Here is a 19,172-nt window from a genome sequence, read left to right as displayed (position 1 = left end):
GCGGCTGTGTTCCGGCTAGATTGCAGGCCATGACTCAGGCAGAACTCACCGGCAGGCCATGTGCGGAATAGCCGGCGTCTGGCGCAAACGAAACCCGATCGACGCCAACGACCTGTCGGATGTCGCCAGCATGATGCAGGCGCTGGTACATCGCGGCCCCGACGATCATGACAGCTGGCACAACAATCGGCTGGCGCTCGGTCACCGCCGGCTTACCATCATCGATCCCTCGCCCGCCGCCCGTGAGCCGATGCTGACTTCTTCCGGCGATGGCGTTCTCGTCTACAATGGCGAGGTCTACAATTACCGCTCGCTGCGCGAAACGCTGCAGGCGCAAGGCGTCGTCTTTCGAACCATCTGCGATGCCGAAGTGGTTCTCGAAGCCTTGCATCACTGGGGTCCCGAAAAAGCCGTGCCGCTGTTCGACGGGATGTTTTCCTTCGCCTATTTCGACGCTCGCAGCAGTGCGCTGTGGCTTGCGCGTGACCGTCTTGGAATCAAGCCGATGTCGGTGGCCGACACGCCGGAGCGAATCCTGTTCGCCTCGGAGGACAAGGCGATCCTCGCCTGCGACGGTTTTCCGCGCGACATCGACAGCCGCGAGATCACCTTGCGGCTTGCCTGGCAGAGCCGCGATTCCAGCTACAGCCTGTTCGACCGCATCGAGCGCCTGCCGCCCGCCGGCCTGTGGAAGATCACCGATGGCGTTATCGAGAAGCGCCGCTTCTGGCATGTGCTGGACGTGCTGGAGACCGCGCGCATTACCGGCGATGCATCCGCTGATGCTGAACACATGGCGACGCTCGAGGCGTTGCTCAAGGACAGCGTCGGACTTCACTGCATCGCCGATACCAGCGTTGCCACCGCCTGCAGCAGCGGTGTCGATTCCGGCCTGATAACGGCGCTGGCAAAGCGGTTCAGGCCGGAAGTCCACGGTTATGTCGTCGACCCGCAGCTCGGCAACAGCGAGGCCGAAGACGCCGAACGCACCGGCCGCCATGTCGGCGTGCCCTTGCGCCGGGTGCCGGTCGACAGGAACCGGTTTTTCGAACTTTGGCCAAGGGTAATCTGGCATCTTGAAAGCGATGGCTGGCACGCCAGCCATGTCGCACTGCTGGCGCTTGCCGAACGATGCCGGGCCGATGGCGTCAAGGTGCTGCTCACCGGCGAAGGCGCAGACGAATTGTTTGGCGGCTACCCCTTGCAGGCCTTGAGCATGAAGAAGTGGCGTTCCTGGTCGTGGCCCCGGCGCCTGGTCCATTCGAAGCGCTCGCTCGACCGGAGATTCGAGCAACAGCGTCATGCCCCCTACAAGGTCTCGGCTGGAAGCCACTCACAAATGGATCGCAGCATGGTCCTGCGTGCTTTGTCGCCGGAGCTGAATTTTCTGCAAACCGAGATCTTCGACCGCCTGGAGCCGGTTATGCCGCCCGCGGATCGCGCCTTTCTCGGTAGTTGCCTCTACGACCTCTATTCGCATCTGCAGGACATCCTGCACCGGCACGACCGGCTGAGCATGGCGGCGTCCGTGGAACTGCGGGTCCCGTTCCTGGAAAACCGCCTGATCGACTTCGCCATCCATTTGCCGAGGCGGCAGAAATACCGCGACAAAACAGGAAAATGGCTTTTGCGAAAGGTCGCTGAAAAGCATATTCCGCGCCAGAACGTCCAGGCGCGCAAGATCGGCTTCGAGATGTCGTCGCAATTTTCGGCCGGCACGGAGACTTTGCTACGCGGCGGTTTCCTGCGCGATGCCTTGAAATGGCCCGCCGCGAATTTGGAGGACATGGTCCAGTTGGCGCGGCGCGAGCAACCGTCCAGGCTGCGGCTTGTCGGCATGGAGCTTTTCCTGCGCCTTCACGCCGGCGGCGAGACGACAGGCACGCTGACCGAAGCCTTGCATACCGCTGCCCGGGACAGAAGCTGACTTCGCGCGCGGCCGACAGCCCCGCGCAGTGGACCAATGAGAACATCGCTCTGGGTAGCGGACCATTCCCGGCTGACGTATTTTCGCCTTGCTATCCTGTTGTTGGACCATGATCTTTTTCGAAGACGCGTTCGCCCTTTTGGATGTCGTGCTCTATTTCAAACGGATGCCATGATTGTCGTCCCCGCGGACGAAACCAGCACGTTAAGGTGGGACAGGTCTGATGATCGATGACGAGCCGGACAGCGAACGCGTTTCGGCGCTGGCGCCGTTCCGGCACGGCATCTTCCGCGCCGTCTGGTCGGCCAGCCTGGTGTCGAATTTCGGTGGCCTGATCCAGGGCGTCGGCGCCGCCTGGATGATGACCACCATCGCCACGTCGCCCTATCAGGTGGCGCTGGTCCAGGCCTCGGCCACTCTGCCGATCATGCTGTTTGCACTCGTCGCCGGCGCCATCGCCGACAGCTTCAACCGGCGCAAGGTGATGCTGATCGCCCAAATCTTCATGCTGGTCGTCTCTGCACTTCTAACGCTGTTCACCTGGAACGGCTGGATGACGCCGTGGACGCTGCTTGCCTTCACCTTCCTAATCGACAGCGGCACGGCGCTCAACAACCCGTCCTGGCAGGCATCGGTCGGCGACATGGTGCCGCGCAACAAGCTGCCGGCCGCGGTTGCACTCAATTCACTGGGCTTCAACCTGACACGCAGCGTCGGCCCGGCGATCGGCGGCATCATCGTTGCCGCCGCTGGTGCGGCTGCTGCGTTCGCCGCCAATGCGCTGAGCTATATAGGTCTCATCATCGTGCTCTTCCGCTGGAAGCCGGAGCTGCCGGTCTCGACGCTTCCGCGCGAGACGCTGGGCGCCGCCATGGGCGCCGGCCTGCGCTATGTCGCCATGTCGCCCAACATCGGCAAGGTGCTGGTCAGGGGCTCCGCCTTCGGCTTCAGCGCCGGCGCGGTTTTGGCGCTGCTGCCGCTGGTGGCGCGCGACGTCGTCAAGGGCGATGCCTTGACCTACGGCATCATGCTCGGCGCCTTCGGCATCGGCGCCGTCGGCGGCGCGCTGATAAGCGTGCGTCTCAGACAATTGCTGTCCAGCGAGACGATGGTGCGGATGGCCTTCGCCGGCTTTGCCGTCTGCGCCTTCAATGCCGCCATCAGCCTCAATGCCTGGCAGACTGCGGCGGGTTTGCTCATCGGCGGCGCCTGCTGGGTGATCGCGCTGTCGCATTTCAACGTCACGGTGCAGATGTCGACGCCGCGCTGGGTCGTCGGCCGGGTGCTGTCGGTCTACCAGACGGCGACCTTCGGCGGCATTGCGCTGGGCAGCTGGATCTGGGGCGTCGTTGCCGATGCGCATGGCGCCGAAACCGCGCTGATTGCGGCGGCCATCGCGATGCTTGTTGGCGGCGCCATCGGCCTGTTCCTGCCGCTGCCGCAGCAGACGACTCTCAACCTCGACCCGCTCAACCGCTTCAAGGAGCCGCATCTCGGCCTCGACCTGAAGCCGCGCAGCGGCCCCATCGCCATCATGATAGAGTACATTATCCGCGACGAAGATGTACCCGAATTCCTCGCCACCATGGCCGAGCGCGGGCGCATCCGCCGCCGCGACGGCGCCCGCAACTGGACGCTGGCTCGGGACCTAGAAAATCCCGCAGTCTGGATCGAACACTACCACACGCCGACCTGGCTGGAATACATCCGCCACAACCGGCGCGCCACCCATGCCGACGCCGTCGTCGGCGAGCGGGTGCGGGCGCTGCACAGCGGCGACGAACCGCCGCGCGTGCGCCGCCTGATCGAGCGCCCGACGACCGCCGGCACCGCGCTGGTCTCGCCGAAGGGGCCGATCGATCACTGAGCTCGCCATAGCCGTAGCGCCGGTCAGCCGGCGCTCTGGATCATGTAGAGCTTGCGCGTGGTCTCGCGTATCAGCCACTCGCCCTTCCAGCCCTGCGGCAGGACGAGGAGATCGCCCGGACCGAGTTCCCGCACCTCGCCATCGATGCGGCTCAGTTCCACGCGCCCCGAAATGATGTGGCAGATCTCCGACGAGTCCGAACGATCGGCGGTGAAGCGGCCGGGCGTGCATTCCCAGATGCCGACATCGACAGTCCCGTCAGGCGATTGAAAGAACGAGCGCACGGCCTCGACCTGATCGCCTTCAATCGAGCTTGGCTTAGGAGAGAACGCGCCGATCTCGGCCTTGGCGAGATCGTGGAAGGTCGAAAGATCGATCAAGTCTAGCTCCATGGATAAGAGCAATTCCAGGAAAGGGGTCTGCCCCGGAATTGCGTGAGAACAAATGGCTTTAGTGGCCGGTGATGCTGTCGGCCAACGCGGCCAGCTTCGAGGTGCGCGCAAGCCCTGCCGCCTCGCGGCCATCGGCAATGCGATAAAGCTGGTACATCGAATGCACGCCCAGCCAGCGGAAGGGCTCCGGTTCCCATGGCCTGACCTTGCGGTTGACCCAGGGCAGCTTCGTCAGCTCGGTGTTTGCCCCGAGAACAAGGTCAGCCAGCGTGCGCCCCGAAAGGTTGGAGCTGGACACGCCGAGGCCGACATAGCCGCCGGCCCAGCCGATGCGGGTCGCGGGATCGAGGCCGACCGTGGTGCACCAGTCGCGCGGCACGCCGAGCACGCCGCACCAGGCGTGATCGATGCGGCATCCCTTGGTCTGCGGCAAGAGCGTCGTCAGGATCGTGTGCAGCTGGTCGATCGTGGCCTGCTGCGTCTGGCCGTTGACGTCGGTGCGCGAGCCGTAGCGATAAGGCACGCCGCGTCCGCCCATCGTGATGCGTCCCTCACGCGTGCGCTGGGCATAGCAATAGGCATGCGCCGCATTGCCGAGCAGTTCGTGCCCTTCCCAACCGATGTCGCGCCACAGGTCGGGCGGCAGCGGCTCAGTCACGATCTGCGCGCTGTTGAGCGCCAGCCAGGTCCGCTCCTCGCCGGGGATGCCTGATGTAAAACCCTCGGTCGCGCGGATGATCGTCTCCGCCTGCACCGTACCGCGGTCTGTCGTCACGCTGCCCTTGGCGATGCTTGTCACCGTCGTCTTCTCATAGATCGGCACGCCCAGCCGCTCGACGGCATCGGCAAGCCCACGCACCAGCTTGGCCGGCTGCACCCGCGCCTGGCCATGGACGACGAAGCCGCCCATGACGTTACGGATGTTGATGCGCGTGCGCGTTGAGGCGGCGTCCAGCATCTCGACGCGGTTCGGGTCGACATCCCAGGAACGGATCGTCTCGCATTCTTCGCGCACGCGCTCCAACTGCGCTGCGTTGGTGGCCACCGTCAGATTGTCGACGCGGCGAATGTCGGCGTCGATGCCTTCCTCGGTCGCGACCCGGATCACTTCATCAACGCAGCCTGCCATCGCCGCCTGCATCGCCATCACGCCTTGGCGGCTCGATGTCTTGAGATATTTTTCGCGCGACCAGCTGAAGCCGCCCGACAGCCAGCCGCCATTGCGCCCCGAAGCGCCGAAGCCGGCAAATTCGCGCTCGACGATCACGACGCGCAGCGATGGCTTCGCCTTTTTCAGATAGTAGGCGGTCCACAGGCCGGTATAGCCGGCGCCGACAATGGCGACATCGGCCTCGATGTTTCCAGGCAAGGACGGGCGCGGAACGGGAACCGCCCCCAGATCCGCATACCAGAACGATATGTCGCCGTTGCGCTTGGCTTGCATGGAATGACTTTCAGATGAGATCAGGCCAGATGGGATCAGGCCAGATGGAATCAGGTGAGTGTGGTGTCGGCGCTTGCGTCGTCCGCCAGCAGCTTGGCGTCGCTGCCGTCGAAGCAGAGCTCGACCTTGTCGCCGAGGCCAAAACTCTCGCCGGTCAGCGGTGAGCGCACGATCGCGGCCGAGCCGTCGGCGAGCTTAACTTCGTATTTCGATTCCGAGCCGAGATAGATGGCTTCCGCGATCGTCCCCGACAGGCGGTTGGCGCCATTGGCAGCACTTTGGCCGGCTCTTCGGATCGCGAGCTTTTCGGGACGCAGCAGCATCACCGGGCTGGCTTCTCCCGACAGCTTACGCGGTACCGTCACCGTCTCGCCGGCGATGCTCAGCGCGGTGCTGTTGCCATCGCTGCGCGCCTCGCCGCGCAGCACGGTGGAATCGCCGATGAAGCGGCCGACGAACAGCGTTGCCGGCTCGTCATAGAGCTGGCGGCCGGTGCCGACCTGCTCGATGTGCCCGCGGTTGAACACGGCGACGCGGTCGGACAGCACCAGCGCCTCTTCCTGGTCGTGCGTGACATAGACGAAGGTGGTGCCGAGCTCGCGGTGGATGCGCTTGATCTCGAGCTGCAGCCATTCGCGCAGCTTCTTGTCGAGCGCGCCGAGCGGCTCGTCCATCAAGAGCAGCGGCGGGTCGAAGACGATGGCGCGTGCCAACGCCACGCGCTGCTGCTGGCCTCCCGACAATTCGCTGGGATAGCGATGCGCAAAATCGCCCATCTTGACCATGTCGAGCGCCCTTGCCACGCGTGTCTGCCGCGTCGCCTGGTCGACGCCGCGCAGCGTCAGCGGATAGGCGACGTTGCGGCCGACGCTCATATGCGGGAACAGCGCGTAGTGCTGGAAGACGACGCCGATGTTGCGCTTGTGCGCCGGCACGCCGACGACGCTCTTTTCCCCAACCAAAAGCTTGCCGCTGGTGACGTCGGTAAAACCGGCGATCACGTTGAGCGTCGTCGTCTTGCCCGAACCACTGGGGCCAAGCAGCGTCATGAACTCGCCGGGCTCGATGCGCAGCGACACGCCGTCCAGCGCCTTGAAGCCGCCATAGGCCTTGCTGATCGCTTCGAGATCGATCGAGGCGCCCTTGCTTGTCGGCTTCGGATTCATTGGCGTCCTTTCCGCTCGCGGCCAAGAAGGAGCATGCCGCCGGCGATCAGGATCGTGGTCGCGAAAAGCAGGATCGTGCCGACGGCCGCCACCGTCGGGTCGGCATCGCGCGTAATCGAGGCGAAGATCTGCACCGGCAATGTCTTGAGATAGGGGTTCGTGATGAACAGCGACACGACAATCTCGTCGAACGAGGTGGCGAAGGCGAACAGCAGGCCCGAGAGCACGCCCGGCGCGATCAGCGGCAGCGTCACCGTGCGAAACGTGGTCAGTGCGCCGGCGCCCAGGCTGGCTGCGGCTGTCTCCAGCCGGCGGTCGAACACTTCGAGACTGGCCGAGACCGCGATCAGCACGAAGGGCAGCGCAAGGATGGTGTGGGCCAGCACGAAGCCGAGCAGCGTCCCGACGAGCTGCGTGTCGAGATAGACGGCATAGATGCCGATCGCCAGCACCACGCCCGGCACCACCATCGGCGTCAGCATCAGCATACGCAAAAGGTTCGCCGGCCGCGCCTTCATGCGGTCGAGGCCGAAGGTGGCAAGCGTGCCGAGCACCGTCGCCAGCACCGCCACGATCGAGGCGACCTTCAGCGAATTCAGGAAGCTGTTCGACCAGTCCGGATTGGTGGCGAAATTCTGGTACCACTGCCAGGAAAAGCCTTGCGGCGGAAACGCCAGCGATTTGTTTTCGTTGAACGACATCGGCACCACGACCAGCGTCGGCGCCACCAGCCATATCGCCACCAGCAGGCAGACGAGCCCGAGAAGAACGCGGGTGAGCGGCTTCATCTCCATCAGCGCCGCCCCGCTTCCCGATGCCTGGACCGCATCACAAGTGCTGCCAGCGCCAGCAGCACGAAGGTGGTGACCAGCAGAACGACGCCCATGGCGCCGCCCCTGCCCCATTGCAGCAGGCTCAGCACCTGCGTCTGCACCAGCGTCGACAGCATGGTCGAGCGCGGGCCGCCGAGCAAAGCCGGCGTGATGTAGAAGCCGAGCGACAGGATGAAGACGATGACCGCGCCGGCATAGACGCCGGGCAGCGACAGCGGCAGATAGACGGTGAAGAACGCGCGCGACGGCCGCGCACCGAGGCTTTGCGCCGCACGCATCAGCCTGAGGTCGATGCCTTGCATCACGGAATAGAGCGGCAGGATCATGAACGGCAACAGCACCTGCGCCATGCCGATGACCACGCCGGTCTGGGTGCGGATCAGCTTGACCGCGCCGAACCCGACCGAGCGCAGCAACGAATTGATGACGCCCGAATCCTGCAGCAGGATCACCCATGACAGCGTTCGCACCACACCACTCACCCAGAACGGGATCAGCACGCAAAGCACAAGCACCAGCCGGACGCGCGGCCCGACCGCGGTCATCAGATAGGCATAGGGATAGGCCGCGATGACGCAGACCAGCGTCACCCAAGCCGAAATGACGAAAGTCCGCTGCAGCACTGTCAGGTTGACCGGCGCGCCGAAGAACCAGGCATAGTTCTGCAGCCCCCACTCAGGTTCCGACAGGCTGCGCAGCACGATGGTGAGCAGCGGATACCCGATCACCGCGACGAGCAGGATGAGCGCCGGCGCCGTGAGCGCGAACGGCCGCCATGCCCGACCCGACCGCGCATGGGCGGCGGGTTGGGCGATGGGTTCGGACGCGCTCACGGCCTGGCTCTCACTTGGCTGTTCAGTTGCCGGCCATCAGCGCCGACCACTTCTCCTGCGCCACCGGGAAGTTCTCGACCCAGAACTTGATGTTCTGCTTGTAACCCTGCTTCTGGCGCTCGGGCGTGTTGGTCAGGAAGGCGGCGACCGACGCATCGACCTTGGGCTGCGCGTCATTGTTGATCGGCGTATAGGAGGTCTGCTGCGCCAGGATCTCCTGCGCCCCCTTGCCGAGATAGGCATTGAGCAGCGCATAAGCCGCATCCGTATCCTTGACGCCGACCGGAATGGTCATCTGGTCCATCACCACCAGCCAGTCCTGCCAGGCCGGCGCATATTTGGCGCCGTTCTTCACCGCCGTCATGGCACGTCCGGTCCACATCATCAGCATGTCGGCTTCGCCAGATTCGGCAAGCTGCTGCGATTCAGCGCCGGTCTTCCAATAGATCGTGTCGGGACCGAGCTTGCGGATGACATCGATGGCCTTGTCGATGTCGGCCACCGTCATCGCCTTCGGGTCGCCGCCAGAGGCCTTCAACGCCTGCTCCAGCAGGCCGCCCGTCGGGTCGCCCGAACCGTCGAGCGCGCGCGTGCCGGGGAATTTTGCCGTGTCGAAGAAATCGGCCCAGTTCTTGGGCGGGTTATCCCCATACTTCTCCTTGTTGTACATCAGCACGACGCCGTAGTTCATGGCCGGCACCGAGCATTCGCCGACCTGGCCCTCGGGCACCTTGGAGACGTCGAGCTTGCTGAAATCAAGCTTCTGGAACAGCTTGCCGCAATAGACGTAAGGCGGCAGGTCGGCGGTGTCGACGACGTCCCAGGTGACGTTGCCGGATTCGACCTGCGCCTGCAGCTTGGCGATCTCTGTCGGCCCGTCATTGAGCAGCGTGGCGCCGGACTTTTCGACGAACTCCTTGAGCGCGGCGGCCTGGCCGTCCTGGTAGATGCCGCCATAAGAGACGAGCGTCAGCGTCTTGCCCTTGAGCGAGCCTTCCTTGACCTCACCCGCGACAGGCTTTTCCTGCGCGAACGCTGCGGTTGCCAGAACGCCGAGCGCCAGCACGGCGCCAAGGCCAAGATGTCTTGTTTTCAGCATGATTATTGTTCTCCCATTTGACCCGCATGGATTGAACCTACCTGGCTGCGAGCGGTTTCCAGGCCCTGTATTGATCGAGTTCGGCGCGCACCGAAGTCGGTGGCGCAATGATCCACATCACCTCGGCTCGGCCACTGCCGATGTTCTCTGAGCGATGTGCTGTCGATGTCGCGTATTCGATGCTGTCGCCCTCTTCCAGCACATGCCTGACATCGCCGAGCGAAACCTCGACGATGCCGCGCAGCACGACGAGCATCTCGTGCGCGTCGCCATGGGTGTAGAGCGCTGGGCCGGTCGAGCCGCCGATTTCGAACTCGCCGACATAGACTTCCATGTCGCTTAAAGGGGGACGCGAGAGCAGCATCTTGCGGCAGCCGTCGCTGGGCGGCAGGCTCGGCCGCTCGCTGCGCAGCAAGACCCCGCGCTGCCCGGCGGCACTATCCTCGAACAGCATCGCCACGCTTACACCCAGCGCCGAGGCCATCTGGTTGAGCGAGGCGGTGCTGGCGCCGGTCAGGCCGCGCTCGAGCTGGCTGATGAAGCTGGCGCTGGTCCCGGTCAGCTCGGCGAGTTCGCGCAGCGAAAGCCGCCGGCCGAGACGCAGGCTCTTCAGCCGCTGGCCCAGCATCTGATGGGCATGCGTCGCCGTCGAGGCGACGCCATTCTTGACCGGAGCCTGGTCGGTGCTCATCCCGTCTTTTTCTCCCACTGAACAATTTGTACAGTGACACTGTACACGTGGCAAGCGCCGAGTAGGGACATTTAAGATGCCGGCCGAGGCCTAGTCTTCGCCCGGTCGCGCCGCGCCTTGTCGAGTTCCTCCGCGTAGCGCCGCATCAGATGGCCCTCGGTCAAAAGCCCGACAACGGCCCGGTTGTCGAAATTCTCGACCACCGCCAGTTCCTCGGCGACGGCGCGCTGGATGGTTTCGGCGGTGGACCGGACGTTCATGGTCGGCACCAGCACCGCATGCCGGAATTTGGCCGGCGCCAGCACCGGCGTCTCACCATCGGACGGATCGCTGTGCAGTTCGGCGACGATCAGCACGCCGACATAATGCCGGCTGCTTGCGGCGCCATTCTGGCGCTGAGGCGCAGTCAGGCTTGCCGCCCCGCTTCAATTCCCCGCGAGCGTGTCGAGGTATATGAGCGATCGCTTACGCAATCGACGCAGCTGTGTTATTTTTGGCCGTCTCTATTTCCCTCAAGGAGGAGAAGATGAGTGCGCGGGGATTTTTTTCATTAGCTGTTGGCATGATTTTTTTGAGCTCGTCTGCGGCGAGCAATTCAAGCATGGATATGCCGGTTAGGTCTGTTGTGTCACACCCGATGTCTCTTTTTTGGCGGGAGGCAATCCGGAAAACCAAAGCCGGCCGGCAAAGGAATTTATCCAGACTGCACAACAAGATGTTTGCTGTCCCGGCGGCTACCCTTGGTATCGCAATTCGACGAACACCTGCTACGGCAGCTATGAAGACTGCCACGATACCGATGGCGGCGGATGGTCCTGCAGACAGGTCAACGCCTGCTAGATTTTCTTGGGCCCACGCCTTCTTGACTGTGCCCGGTCCTCAGATCGGCTTCGGCTCGCCGGCCTCATAGAGCATGAGGTTGCGCTCGCCTATGCCGAGCGATGCCCAGCTCGCCCGCCAATCGGCGATGTGAGGCGAGCGGAAATGCGCGTCGAGCGCGGCCCTGTCGCTCCACACCTCGGTTACATGGATGAGCCCGACGTCGAGCACGTCCTGCGCGTAGGAGTATTCGATGCAGCCGGGCTCCGCACGGCTGCCCAGTATCATGCGCCGCATGGCCGGCCTTGCCTCGTCGAGCAGTTGCGCAGGCAGGCGAATGGTGCCGATGATCACCAGCATGATCTCTCTCCTCAAGGCCTCTGTCGTCCTGGCAAGTAACCAGTCCTCCCACCCTCGCGCAAGCTTGACCGGTTAGGCTCGAAGGGCTGTCGCGTGCTCGGCAGGCTTGTGATTGGGGACGATATGGCCGTCAGCGAAAGCTTAGCGACAGGAACAGTGGCCAAGAACGGCCGCGATGTCTTCTTCGCCATCGGCATCGTCATCATCCTGGCCGTGCTGTTCCTCCCGATCCCGGCCTTCCTCATCGACATCGGCCTCGCCTTCTCGATCGCACTGTCGGTGCTGATCCTGATGGTGGCGCTGTGGATCCAGCGGCCGCTCGATTTCTCGTCCTTCCCGACCGTGCTGCTGATCGCCACCATGCTACGGCTATCGCTCAACATCGCCACCACGCGCATGATCCTGTCGCACGGCAATGAGGGCACGCACGCCGCCGGCTATGTCATCGCCGGCTTCTCCAAACTTGTGATGGCCAGCGATTTCGTCATCGGCCTGATCGTCTTCATGATCCTGATTGTGGTCAACTTCATCGTCATCACCAAAGGCGCCACCCGTATTGCCGAAGTCGGCGCCCGCTTCACCCTCGACGCGATCCCCGGCAAGCAGATGTCGATCGACGCCGACCTGTCCGCCGGCATGATCGACGACAAGACAGCGCAACTGCGCCGCCGCGAGCTGGAAGAGGAATCCTCCTTCTTCGGCTCGATGGACGGCGCCTCGAAATTCGTCCGCGGCGACGCCATTGCCGGCCTCATCATCACCGCCATCAACATCGTCGGCGGCATCGCCATCGGTTACATCAGGCACGGCATGGGCATGGGCGAAGCCGCCGATGTCTTCATCAAACTGTCGGTCGGCGACGGCCTCGTCACCCAGATCCCGGCGCTTATCGTTTCGCTCGCCGCCGGCCTGCTTGTGTCCAAGGGCGGCACGCGCGGCTCGACCAACCAGGCGGTGTTCGGCCAGCTCGGTGCGCATCCGCGCGCGCTCTATGTCGCGGCCTCGCTGCTCGTCCTGCTCGGCCTGATGCCCGGCCTGCCGTTCTTCCCGTTCTTCACGCTAGCCGCCGGCATGGCCGGCCTTGGCTACGTCATCCCGATGCGCGCCAACCGCGAGGCTGCCGCCGCCGAAGCGATCAAGGATCTGGAGAAGGCGAACAAGGTCGAGGAAGAGAAGAACTCGGTCAAGGCTTCGCTGACCACCGCCGAGATCGAGCTTCTGATCGGCAAACAGCTGTCGACGCGGCTGCTGGTGTCGCATCAGGAACTGGTGTTCCGCATGGCCAAGATGCGCAAGAAATTTGCCACGCAATATGGCTTCGTCGTGCCGGAAGTGCGCGTCGCCGACGATTTCGGCATCCCGCCGAAAAGCTACCAGATCAAGGTCCACGGCACCGTCGTCGCCGAATACCAGATGCGCGTCGGCGAGATCATGGTGCTGCTCGGCAACCGGGATTTGCCCGACGTTCCCGGCGAGGAAATCCGCGAGCCGGCCTTCGGCATGCGCGCCTTCTCGGTGCTCGAAACCTTCGCCGAGGATCTGAAGCGCGAGAACTACACCTTTGCCGACAACATGTCGGTGCTGCTCACCCATTTGTCCGAGGTGATCCGCAACAACCTGCCGCAGCTTCTGTCCTACAAGGACATGAAGGCGCTGCTCGAGCGCCAGGATCCGGAATACCGCAAGCTCGCCGACGAGATCTGCACCTCGCACATCTCCTATCCCGGCCTGCAGGCGGTGCTGAAATTGCTGCTGGCCGAACGCGTATCGATCCGCAACCTGCATTTGATCATCGAGGCCATCGCCGAGATCGCGCCGCATGTGCGCCGCACCGAGCAGATCGTCGAGCATGTCCGCATCCGCATGGCCCAACAGATCTGCGGCGATCTCTCCGAGGGCGGCATGCTCAAGGTGCTGCGCCTCGGCAACCGCTGGGACCTCGCCTTCCACCAGAGCCTCAAGCGCGACGCCAAGGGCGAGGTGCGCGAATTCGACATCGACCCGCGCCAGCTGGAGGAATTCGGCCAGGACGCGACCAAGGCGATCCGCAAGCATCTCGAGGCCGGCGAGCGTTTTGTCCTCGTCACCGCGCCCGATGCGCGGCCTTATGTGCGCATGATCATCGAGCGCCTGTTCACGACGCTTCCCGTTCTCTCCCATGTCGAAATCGCCAAGGGCGTCGAGATCAAGGTGCTCGGGACGATCTCGTGAACATACTGTCGCAAGGCGTCGTCATCGCCGCCTTCCTCGCCTTCTGTCGCATCGGCGCCTGCTTCATGCTGATGCCGGGCCTGTCCAGCGCCCGCGTGCCGATCCAGGTTCGGCTGTTCGCGTCGATCGCCGCAACCGGTGGCCTGCTCGCCTTCCTGTGGGACAAGATCTTTCCCTTCGTCGATGCGCGTCCGCAGGTGCTGGCGCCGATGATCATCTCCGAACTTTTGGTCGGCGGGCTGATCGGCGCGATGACCAGGCTTTACATGGAGGCGCTGCGCTTCATGGGTTCGGCCATCGCCATGCTGATCGGCTATGGCGGCACAGGCGGACCGGCGATCGAGGAGCCGGAACCGCAGGCGGCGCTCGCCGCCATCATCTCGTTTTCGGCGCTGCTGCTGCTCTTCGTTTTCGATTTCGACCACGAGATCATCCGCGCTCTGGTCGCCTCCTACACGGTGGCGCCGGTCAACGTCTTCTTCAATCCGCAGGCCGCCCTGGTCGATCTCACCGACACGGTGTCGGACGCCTTCTTCCTGGTCATCCGGCTCGGCAGCCCGTTCATCGCCTATGCCATCCTGGTCAATTTGACGATCGGCTTCGTCAACAAGCTGACGCCGCAAATCCCGGTCTACTTCATCTCGCTGCCTTTCGTCATCGCCGGCGGCATGATCATCTTCTATTTCGCCATCGGGACCATGCTGTCGCTGTTCGTCGACGGCTTTGTCGACCTGACGCTGGCGAGGTGAGATGAGCACGCGCAAGGAACGGCTGAAGAAACTGGTCAAGGTGCAGGAGCAGCTGAAGGCCCTGCACGAGACGCGCCATGCGGCCTTCCTGGCGGCAGCGGCAACCGCCGAAACCGAGGCCAAGGAACTAGTCCAGCATTTCGACGCCGACCAGTCGATGGCGGTGCTGTTCCCTGACCTCTACCATCGCCGCATCGCGAATGCGCTGGTCCGGCAGGAAGCGAGCTTGGAAAGCGCCAGGCAGGAGGTCACGCTCATCGCCACTGCGACGGCGCGCACCAACATGGTCGAGCGCGCCTACAAGGACGTGCGCCGACAGGACGAACGCGAACGCTCCGACCGCGACCGGCTCGATCTGATCGCGCAGAGGCGAGGGCAGGAATAATCGGAAGTTAGAGCCGGGTCACCTGCGGACGGCGTTCGGTTTCGTTCCGTGCGGCGGGCTGTGTTGGGTGTACGGCGCCGTGTTCGGCCTCTGCGCCTACGCCACCTACGATCTGACCATGGCGACGCCGGCAGCGCCCACCGCAAACGACCAGATCGCATCGACCCAGCCGGAGTTGCCGCTGCTGATAGCAATGCCTAGCATCCGGCGAAGGATTTCGAGCCGGCAAGCCTGCCACAAGCTTGCTGCGGCATGGTCGCTCAGGAAACCCGGCAAAGAGGCGGACTTTCTTGGCGATTTCTCCACCCAGCGACATCGTTCTCGATGTTGCCCGAGCCGTCGACCCGACGGATATCGAGGCTGCCCGTGCCGCGCTGGCCAAGCGGGCCAACGGCGTTGGCGGCGCCTTTTTGGTCGACATGGCGGCTTCGGTGGATACCGGCTCGATCTTGTCGCGTGCCACGGCCGACAAGGCCGCGGCAGGCGCCGATCCCGCGGGAAAATTCAAGAAGTTCGAGGCCATGGTCTTGCAGACCTTCATCCAGAACATGCTGCCCAAGGACACAGAGGGCGTCTACGGCAAGGGGCTGGCCGGCGACATGTGGAAATCGCAGCTTGCCGAGCGTGTCGCCGACGTCATGGCCGAGCGCGGAGGGATCGGCATTGCCAAATCGCTGCTCGCCGACCACTACAAGGACGGCAAGCGCACCGTGCCGATCGGCCCGGTGTCAACCGGGCCGCACAAGACCGAGATCGACCAGCAGGCGCGGCTGTCCACCTCGCTGGTCGAGGAATTGCAGCGCAAGGCCGCACGGTCGATGACCGGCGACGAGACGACCATCAAAACCGAAATCAAGATCTAGACCAGGATTTTCAATGGCCGATTTTTCAAAATACTCTTCCAACCTGCCGGCGCGTACGTCCGAAGCGCCGATCCCGTTTGCACGGCCGGGCAACCTTGCCGCCATCATCGGCCGCATCGAGGAAGCGGTCGAGGAAGAGACGGCCGGTTTGAAGAACGACACCAGCTATGACCTCAAGGCCTCCAACGCCCGCAAGAGCCGCTACCTCTATGAGCTGACCCGCGCCATGAAGGGCGCCAACGAGATCGAATTCCTGGAACAGCATCGCGACAGTCTGGCGCGGCTGCGCCAGAAGCTCGCGAAAAACGAGGCTGCAATCCTCGCCCACCTCAACGCGGTCAACGAAGTCGCCACGCTGTTGAAGAACGCCATTCAGCGCGCCGAAGCCGACGGCACCTATTCGGCCGGTGAATTCGGTTGGGCGAGCTGATGATCTCGGCAACAGGCGGGAACAACCGGTGATCAAATTCATCGCCGCCGCGATCTGGATCTGCGCCGCCACGCTTGGCGCGGTGTTCTATTCGTTCCAGGCGGCCGGTGAGCGCGGCGTCGGCGAGACGCCGAAACCGATGCTGGGTGGCCTCGACTACGTCAAGACCGACATCATCTCGGTGCCGCTGATCCGCGATTCCAAGATCGACGGCTATTTCCTCACCAAGCTCGTCTACACGGTCGAGCCGGCCGAGATAAAGAAGATGTCGATCCCGGCCGAAGCGCTGATGACCGATCAGGTCTATTCCTATCTCTACTCCAATCCTCAGATCGACTTCACCAAGAAGGAAACCATCGATCTCGATGCCTTCCGCAAGGCCATACGCGACACCGTCAACGCCCGCGTCGGCGCCGACCTGGTGCATGAAGTGCTGATAGACCAAGTCAACTTCCTGACCAAGGATGAAATCCGCGACAACGCCATGCGCCGCCGCAAGGATCCGGCCACGCCGACCGAACCGGCCCCGGCGGAATCGGCCCAGGCCGAGGCGGCGAAGCCCGCTGCTGAACACTAACCTTCGTCGCAGGGTGAATGTTCTCTGCCGCATTCCTTCCGACTGAAACGAGATGACGCATCGCGCGTTGACGTTTACGTCAACTCGAAGCTATATGCGCCAAGCGACCAGGATCGCGGCACGCGCGAGACAGCGACTTCGGCGGAGGCCGGTCACTGAAGCGCGGCAAAACGCAACGAGACCAGGAGAACAGTCATGAGCGTTCAGGACATTGCCGAGAAGATGAGGTCGCGCGTGGCGAGCGCCGGGTTCGAACATTCCGTGAAGTTCGATACCGGCAGTGACGGCGTCATCGTCATCGACGGTGCAACCGTCTCGACCACCGACGCGCCGACCGACTGCACCATAAAGCTGTCGCTCGACGATCTGGATTCGCTGATCGCCGGCGACCTCAACCCGACCATGGCGTTCATGTCCGGCAAGATAAAGGTCGAAGGCGATATGTCGGTCGCCATGGCGCTCAGCCAACTGATCGGCTGAGCCCTTCGCAAAAACAAAACGCCGCCCTCGCTGAAATGCAAACGACCGGCGGCGTTTGTTTTTGGACAATCAGGCGGCCAGCGACAGCCTCTGTGCCTTGAGCTTGCGACCTGCAGCCTTCAGCGTGCCATGCGCGCCGTCGAGCGCACCCTCGATCAGCTCCAACGCCAGCAAGCGGCGCCGCTCGTAAGGTCCAGGCATGGCGAGCGCGCCTGTCTTCTCCGCCGAAAAGCCGAAGCGGCCATAGTAAGGCGCATCGCCGACTAGCAGCATCGCGGCATGGCCGAGACGCGCGGCCTCGGCCAAAGCATGGCGCATCAGCGCCGAGCCGATGCCGGCGTTCTTCAGCGCCGGATCGACGGCGAGCGGCCCGAGCAGGAGCGCCGCCGGGCCGCCCTCGCCCAGCCTTACATCCCACAGCCGCACAGTGCCGATCACCGCGCCCGCCGCATCACGCGCCACGAAGGCGAGGCCTTCGGAAGGCCGGCGGCCACGCCGCAGCTTCTCCGACGATTTCTTGCGCCGCATCGGCCCCATGGCGCGATCGAGCAACGCTTCACGCGATGCAATGTCTGCCGCAGTTTCGGCGACGATGGGAATGGCGCCGGCAATCTCCCCCGTCGAGGGGGAGAATCCAATGCCATCAATGTAATTTACAATGTCCATTTCCGCGATCCTTCACGAGCGGAGCTTGTTCCACAGGCGAACCCGAGCGGACGCAAACGTCCACCTGAGGTGATCTGAAGGCCGAAGCCGTCAGATCACGTAGGATCGGAGAGGCTCGAAGCCGTTGAAGGCGACCGCCGAGTAGGTGGTCGTGTAGGCGCCGGTGCCTTCGATCAGCACATCGTCGCCGATGGTCAGCGACAGAGGCAGCGGATACGGCGTCTTCTCGTACATCACGTCGGCCGAATCGCAGGTCGGGCCGGCGAGCACGCAAGGTGCGGTCTCCGAACCGTCATGGCGGGTGACGATCGGATAGCGGATCGCCTCGTCCATCGTCTCGGCCAGACCGCCGAACTTGCCGATGTCGAGGAACACCCAGCGCACATTGTCGTTTTCGGCCTTCTTCGAGATCAGCACGACTTCCGACTTGATGACGCCGGCATTGCCGACCATGCCGCGACCCGGCTCGATGATGGTCTCAGGGATCGCATTGCCGAAATGCTTGCGCAGCGCCGAGAAGATCGCCTGGCCATAGGCCTGGGCCGCCGGCACGTCACGCAGATAGCGCGTCGGGAAACCGCCGCCCATATTGACCATCTTGAGGACGATGCCTTCGTCGGCGAGCGTGGCGAACACCTTCTTGGCGTCGGCCAGCGCACGGTCCCACGCCGTCAGGTCGGTCTGCTGCGAGCCGACATGGAACGACACGCCATAGGCGTCGAGGCCGAGCGTCCTGGCGTGGCGCAGCACATCGACGGCCATCGCCGGCACGCAGCCGAACTTGCGCGACAGCGGCCACTCGGCGCCTTCGCCATCGGTCAAAACGCGGCAAAACACGCGCGCGCCGGGAGCGACGCGGGCGATCTTGTCGACTTCCTCGACGCAGTCGACGGCAAACAGCCGAATGCCGAGCTGGTAGGCGCGTGCAATGTCACGCTCCTTCTTGATAGTGTTGCCGAAGGAGATACGGTCCGCCGGCGCACCGGCGTCCATCGCCATCTCGACCTCGGCAACGGAAGCGGTGTCGAAGGACGAGCCCATCGCAGCAAGCAGGCGCAGGATTTCCGGCGCCGGATTTGCTTTCACCGCATAGTAGATCCGGGAATCGGGCAGCGCCTTTTCGAAGGCGCGAAAATTGTCGCGCACGACATCGAGGTCGACGACGAGGCAGGGGCCGGACGGACGTCGGGTGGCGAGGAAGTCAAGGATGCGCTGGGTGGCCATGGGGTCTCTCCATATACGCCTTGCGGCGCGCAATAAGGCTGCGGACGCGGGGCTTTCGGCCTCGCGAACACGCGGTCAAACAAAGGCGGGACGGAAATCCATGGAACCAGCCGGTGGAGACCCCGGAACCATGAAACGCCATCTCGCGGCGGTGAA

20 protein-coding genes are annotated in these 19,172 nt (G+C 63.7%); 9 read left to right on the top strand and 11 right to left on the bottom strand.

The genetic code is table 11. From position 1 onward, the window contains the following. Positions 1-58: 58 nt before the first annotated feature. Positions 59-1,927 carry an asparagine synthase (glutamine-hydrolyzing) gene (gene asnB, locus NKL04_RS31625; RefSeq protein WP_023691732.1) on the top strand — a complete coding sequence of 623 codons (1,869 nt, stop codon included), beginning with the start codon at positions 59-61 and terminating at the stop codon, positions 1,925-1,927. A 223-nt stretch (positions 1,928-2,150) separates the two neighbouring features. Beyond that, positions 2,151-3,794, top strand: coding sequence for an MFS transporter (locus tag NKL04_RS31620; protein WP_023671898.1), 1,644 nt, complete (start codon positions 2,151-2,153; stop codon positions 3,792-3,794). 23 nt (positions 3,795-3,817) lie between these two features. Here NKL04_RS31620 and NKL04_RS31615 read toward each other — a convergent pair whose 3' ends face one another. The 9 genes from NKL04_RS31615 to NKL04_RS31575 all read right to left on the bottom strand — a co-directional run bounded on the left by NKL04_RS31615 (position 3,818) and on the right by NKL04_RS31575 (position 11,431). After that, complete coding sequence (locus NKL04_RS31615) at positions 3,818-4,186, bottom strand: cupin domain-containing protein (RefSeq protein WP_081725355.1); 369 nt, start codon at positions 4,184-4,186, stop codon at positions 3,818-3,820. Positions 4,187-4,244: 58 nt separating this feature from the next. Next, entirely contained in the window at positions 4,245-5,630 is a 1,386-nt protein-coding gene (locus NKL04_RS31610; RefSeq protein ID WP_023701064.1) for an NAD(P)/FAD-dependent oxidoreductase, read from the bottom strand. A gap of 50 nt (positions 5,631-5,680) precedes the next feature. Then, positions 5,681-6,796, bottom strand: coding sequence for an ABC transporter ATP-binding protein (locus tag NKL04_RS31605; protein ID WP_023701063.1), 1,116 nt, complete (start codon positions 6,794-6,796; stop codon positions 5,681-5,683). Continuing rightward, positions 6,793-7,590, bottom strand: a complete 798-nt coding sequence (locus tag NKL04_RS31600) for an ABC transporter permease (protein ID WP_023671902.1) — start codon at positions 7,588-7,590, stop codon at positions 6,793-6,795. The genes NKL04_RS31605 and NKL04_RS31600 overlap by 4 nt, the downstream gene beginning before the upstream one ends. Next, positions 7,590-8,462: an ABC transporter permease gene (locus tag NKL04_RS31595; protein WP_023701062.1), complete on the bottom strand. Its 873-nt coding sequence runs from the start codon at positions 8,460-8,462 to the stop codon at positions 7,590-7,592. The genes NKL04_RS31600 and NKL04_RS31595 overlap by 1 nt, the downstream gene beginning before the upstream one ends. 22 nt (positions 8,463-8,484) lie before the next feature. Next, the gene (locus tag NKL04_RS31590) at positions 8,485-9,561 is read right to left on the bottom strand and encodes an extracellular solute-binding protein (protein WP_023686368.1); all 1,077 of its coding nucleotides are present in this window, start codon (positions 9,559-9,561) and stop codon (positions 8,485-8,487) included. A gap of 37 nt (positions 9,562-9,598) precedes the next feature. Next, positions 9,599-10,252, bottom strand: coding sequence for a helix-turn-helix domain-containing protein (locus NKL04_RS31585; protein WP_027049833.1), 654 nt, complete (start codon positions 10,250-10,252; stop codon positions 9,599-9,601). A 71-nt stretch (positions 10,253-10,323) separates the two neighbouring features. Next, positions 10,324-10,608, bottom strand: a complete 285-nt coding sequence (locus NKL04_RS31580) for a hypothetical protein (RefSeq protein WP_023671906.1) — start codon at positions 10,606-10,608, stop codon at positions 10,324-10,326. 523 nt (positions 10,609-11,131) lie between these two features. After that, the gene (locus NKL04_RS31575; RefSeq protein ID WP_023671907.1) at positions 11,132-11,431 is read right to left on the bottom strand and encodes a putative quinol monooxygenase; all 300 of its coding nucleotides are present in this window, start codon (positions 11,429-11,431) and stop codon (positions 11,132-11,134) included. Positions 11,432-11,554: 123 nt separating this feature from the next. On the opposite strand from NKL04_RS31575, the gene flhA reads away from it, so the two are divergent. The 7 genes from flhA to NKL04_RS31540 all read left to right on the top strand — a co-directional run bounded on the left by flhA (position 11,555) and on the right by NKL04_RS31540 (position 17,126). Further along, the gene (gene flhA, locus NKL04_RS31570) at positions 11,555-13,642 is read left to right on the top strand and encodes a flagellar biosynthesis protein FlhA (RefSeq protein ID WP_023671908.1); all 2,088 of its coding nucleotides are present in this window, start codon (positions 11,555-11,557) and stop codon (positions 13,640-13,642) included. After that, entirely contained in the window at positions 13,639-14,391 is a 753-nt protein-coding gene (gene fliR, locus NKL04_RS31565; RefSeq protein ID WP_023686374.1) for a flagellar biosynthetic protein FliR, read from the top strand. The genes flhA and fliR overlap by 4 nt, the downstream gene beginning before the upstream one ends. A gap of 1 nt (position 14,392) precedes the next feature. Beyond that, positions 14,393-14,776, top strand: coding sequence for a hypothetical protein (locus NKL04_RS31560; RefSeq protein WP_023701060.1), 384 nt, complete (start codon positions 14,393-14,395; stop codon positions 14,774-14,776). Between the two features lie 290 nt (positions 14,777-15,066). Beyond that, positions 15,067-15,639: a rod-binding protein gene (locus NKL04_RS31555; protein WP_023701058.1), complete on the top strand. Its 573-nt coding sequence runs from the start codon at positions 15,067-15,069 to the stop codon at positions 15,637-15,639. 13 nt (positions 15,640-15,652) lie between these two features. Then, entirely contained in the window at positions 15,653-16,069 is a 417-nt protein-coding gene (locus tag NKL04_RS31550) for a hypothetical protein (protein WP_023671919.1), read from the top strand. 28 nt (positions 16,070-16,097) lie between these two features. Further along, the gene (locus tag NKL04_RS31545; RefSeq protein ID WP_023683275.1) at positions 16,098-16,646 is read left to right on the top strand and encodes a hypothetical protein; all 549 of its coding nucleotides are present in this window, start codon (positions 16,098-16,100) and stop codon (positions 16,644-16,646) included. A gap of 195 nt (positions 16,647-16,841) precedes the next feature. Then, complete coding sequence (locus NKL04_RS31540) at positions 16,842-17,126, top strand: SCP2 sterol-binding domain-containing protein (RefSeq protein WP_023671921.1); 285 nt, start codon at positions 16,842-16,844, stop codon at positions 17,124-17,126. Between the two features lie 69 nt (positions 17,127-17,195). Here NKL04_RS31540 and NKL04_RS31535 read toward each other — a convergent pair whose 3' ends face one another. Both NKL04_RS31535 and odc2 read right to left on the bottom strand, forming a co-directional pair. Beyond that, the gene (locus NKL04_RS31535) at positions 17,196-17,792 is read right to left on the bottom strand and encodes a GNAT family N-acetyltransferase (protein ID WP_023701057.1); all 597 of its coding nucleotides are present in this window, start codon (positions 17,790-17,792) and stop codon (positions 17,196-17,198) included. A gap of 90 nt (positions 17,793-17,882) precedes the next feature. Beyond that, positions 17,883-19,016 (bottom strand): ornithine/lysine decarboxylase, encoded by a 1,134-nt coding sequence (odc2, locus tag NKL04_RS31530; RefSeq protein WP_023671923.1) that lies wholly within the window; start codon positions 19,014-19,016, stop codon positions 17,883-17,885. Positions 19,017-19,172 lie beyond the last annotated feature (156 nt).

The sequence above is a fragment of the Mesorhizobium sp. C264A genome (assembly GCF_040324515.1).
GTDB lineage: Bacteria > Pseudomonadota > Alphaproteobacteria > Rhizobiales > Rhizobiaceae > Mesorhizobium.
This window is presented reverse-complemented; position numbering and strand designations above follow the sequence as displayed.

Bases quoted from the DNA above. Each gene is read 5' to 3' on its own strand.
- asnB (WP_023691732.1), top strand. From the start codon at position 59: ATGTGCGGAATAGCCGGCGTCTGGCGCAAACGAAACCCGATCGACGCC.
- NKL04_RS31620 (WP_023671898.1), top strand. From the start codon at position 2,151: ATGATCGATGACGAGCCGGACAGCGAACGCGTTTCGGCGCTGGCGCCG.
- NKL04_RS31615 (WP_081725355.1), bottom strand. From the start codon at position 4,186: ATGGAGCTAGACTTGATCGATCTTTCGACCTTCCACGATCTCGCCAAG.
- NKL04_RS31610 (WP_023701064.1), bottom strand. From the start codon at position 5,630: ATGCAAGCCAAGCGCAACGGCGACATATCGTTCTGGTATGCGGATCTG.
- NKL04_RS31605 (WP_023701063.1), bottom strand. From the start codon at position 6,796: ATGAATCCGAAGCCGACAAGCAAGGGCGCCTCGATCGATCTCGAAGCG.
- NKL04_RS31600 (WP_023671902.1), bottom strand. From the start codon at position 7,590: ATGGAGATGAAGCCGCTCACCCGCGTTCTTCTCGGGCTCGTCTGCCTG.
- NKL04_RS31590 (WP_023686368.1), bottom strand. From the start codon at position 9,561: ATGCTGAAAACAAGACATCTTGGCCTTGGCGCCGTGCTGGCGCTCGGC.
- NKL04_RS31585 (WP_027049833.1), bottom strand. From the start codon at position 10,252: ATGAGCACCGACCAGGCTCCGGTCAAGAATGGCGTCGCCTCGACGGCG.
- NKL04_RS31575 (WP_023671907.1), bottom strand. From the start codon at position 11,431: ATGCTGGTGATCATCGGCACCATTCGCCTGCCTGCGCAACTGCTCGAC.
- flhA (WP_023671908.1), top strand. From the start codon at position 11,555: ATGGCCGTCAGCGAAAGCTTAGCGACAGGAACAGTGGCCAAGAACGGC.
- NKL04_RS31560 (WP_023701060.1), top strand. From the start codon at position 14,393: ATGAGCACGCGCAAGGAACGGCTGAAGAAACTGGTCAAGGTGCAGGAG.
- NKL04_RS31550 (WP_023671919.1), top strand. From the start codon at position 15,653: ATGGCCGATTTTTCAAAATACTCTTCCAACCTGCCGGCGCGTACGTCC.
- NKL04_RS31540 (WP_023671921.1), top strand. From the start codon at position 16,842: ATGAGCGTTCAGGACATTGCCGAGAAGATGAGGTCGCGCGTGGCGAGC.
- NKL04_RS31535 (WP_023701057.1), bottom strand. From the start codon at position 17,792: ATGGACATTGTAAATTACATTGATGGCATTGGATTCTCCCCCTCGACG.
- odc2 (WP_023671923.1), bottom strand. From the start codon at position 19,016: ATGGCCACCCAGCGCATCCTTGACTTCCTCGCCACCCGACGTCCGTCC.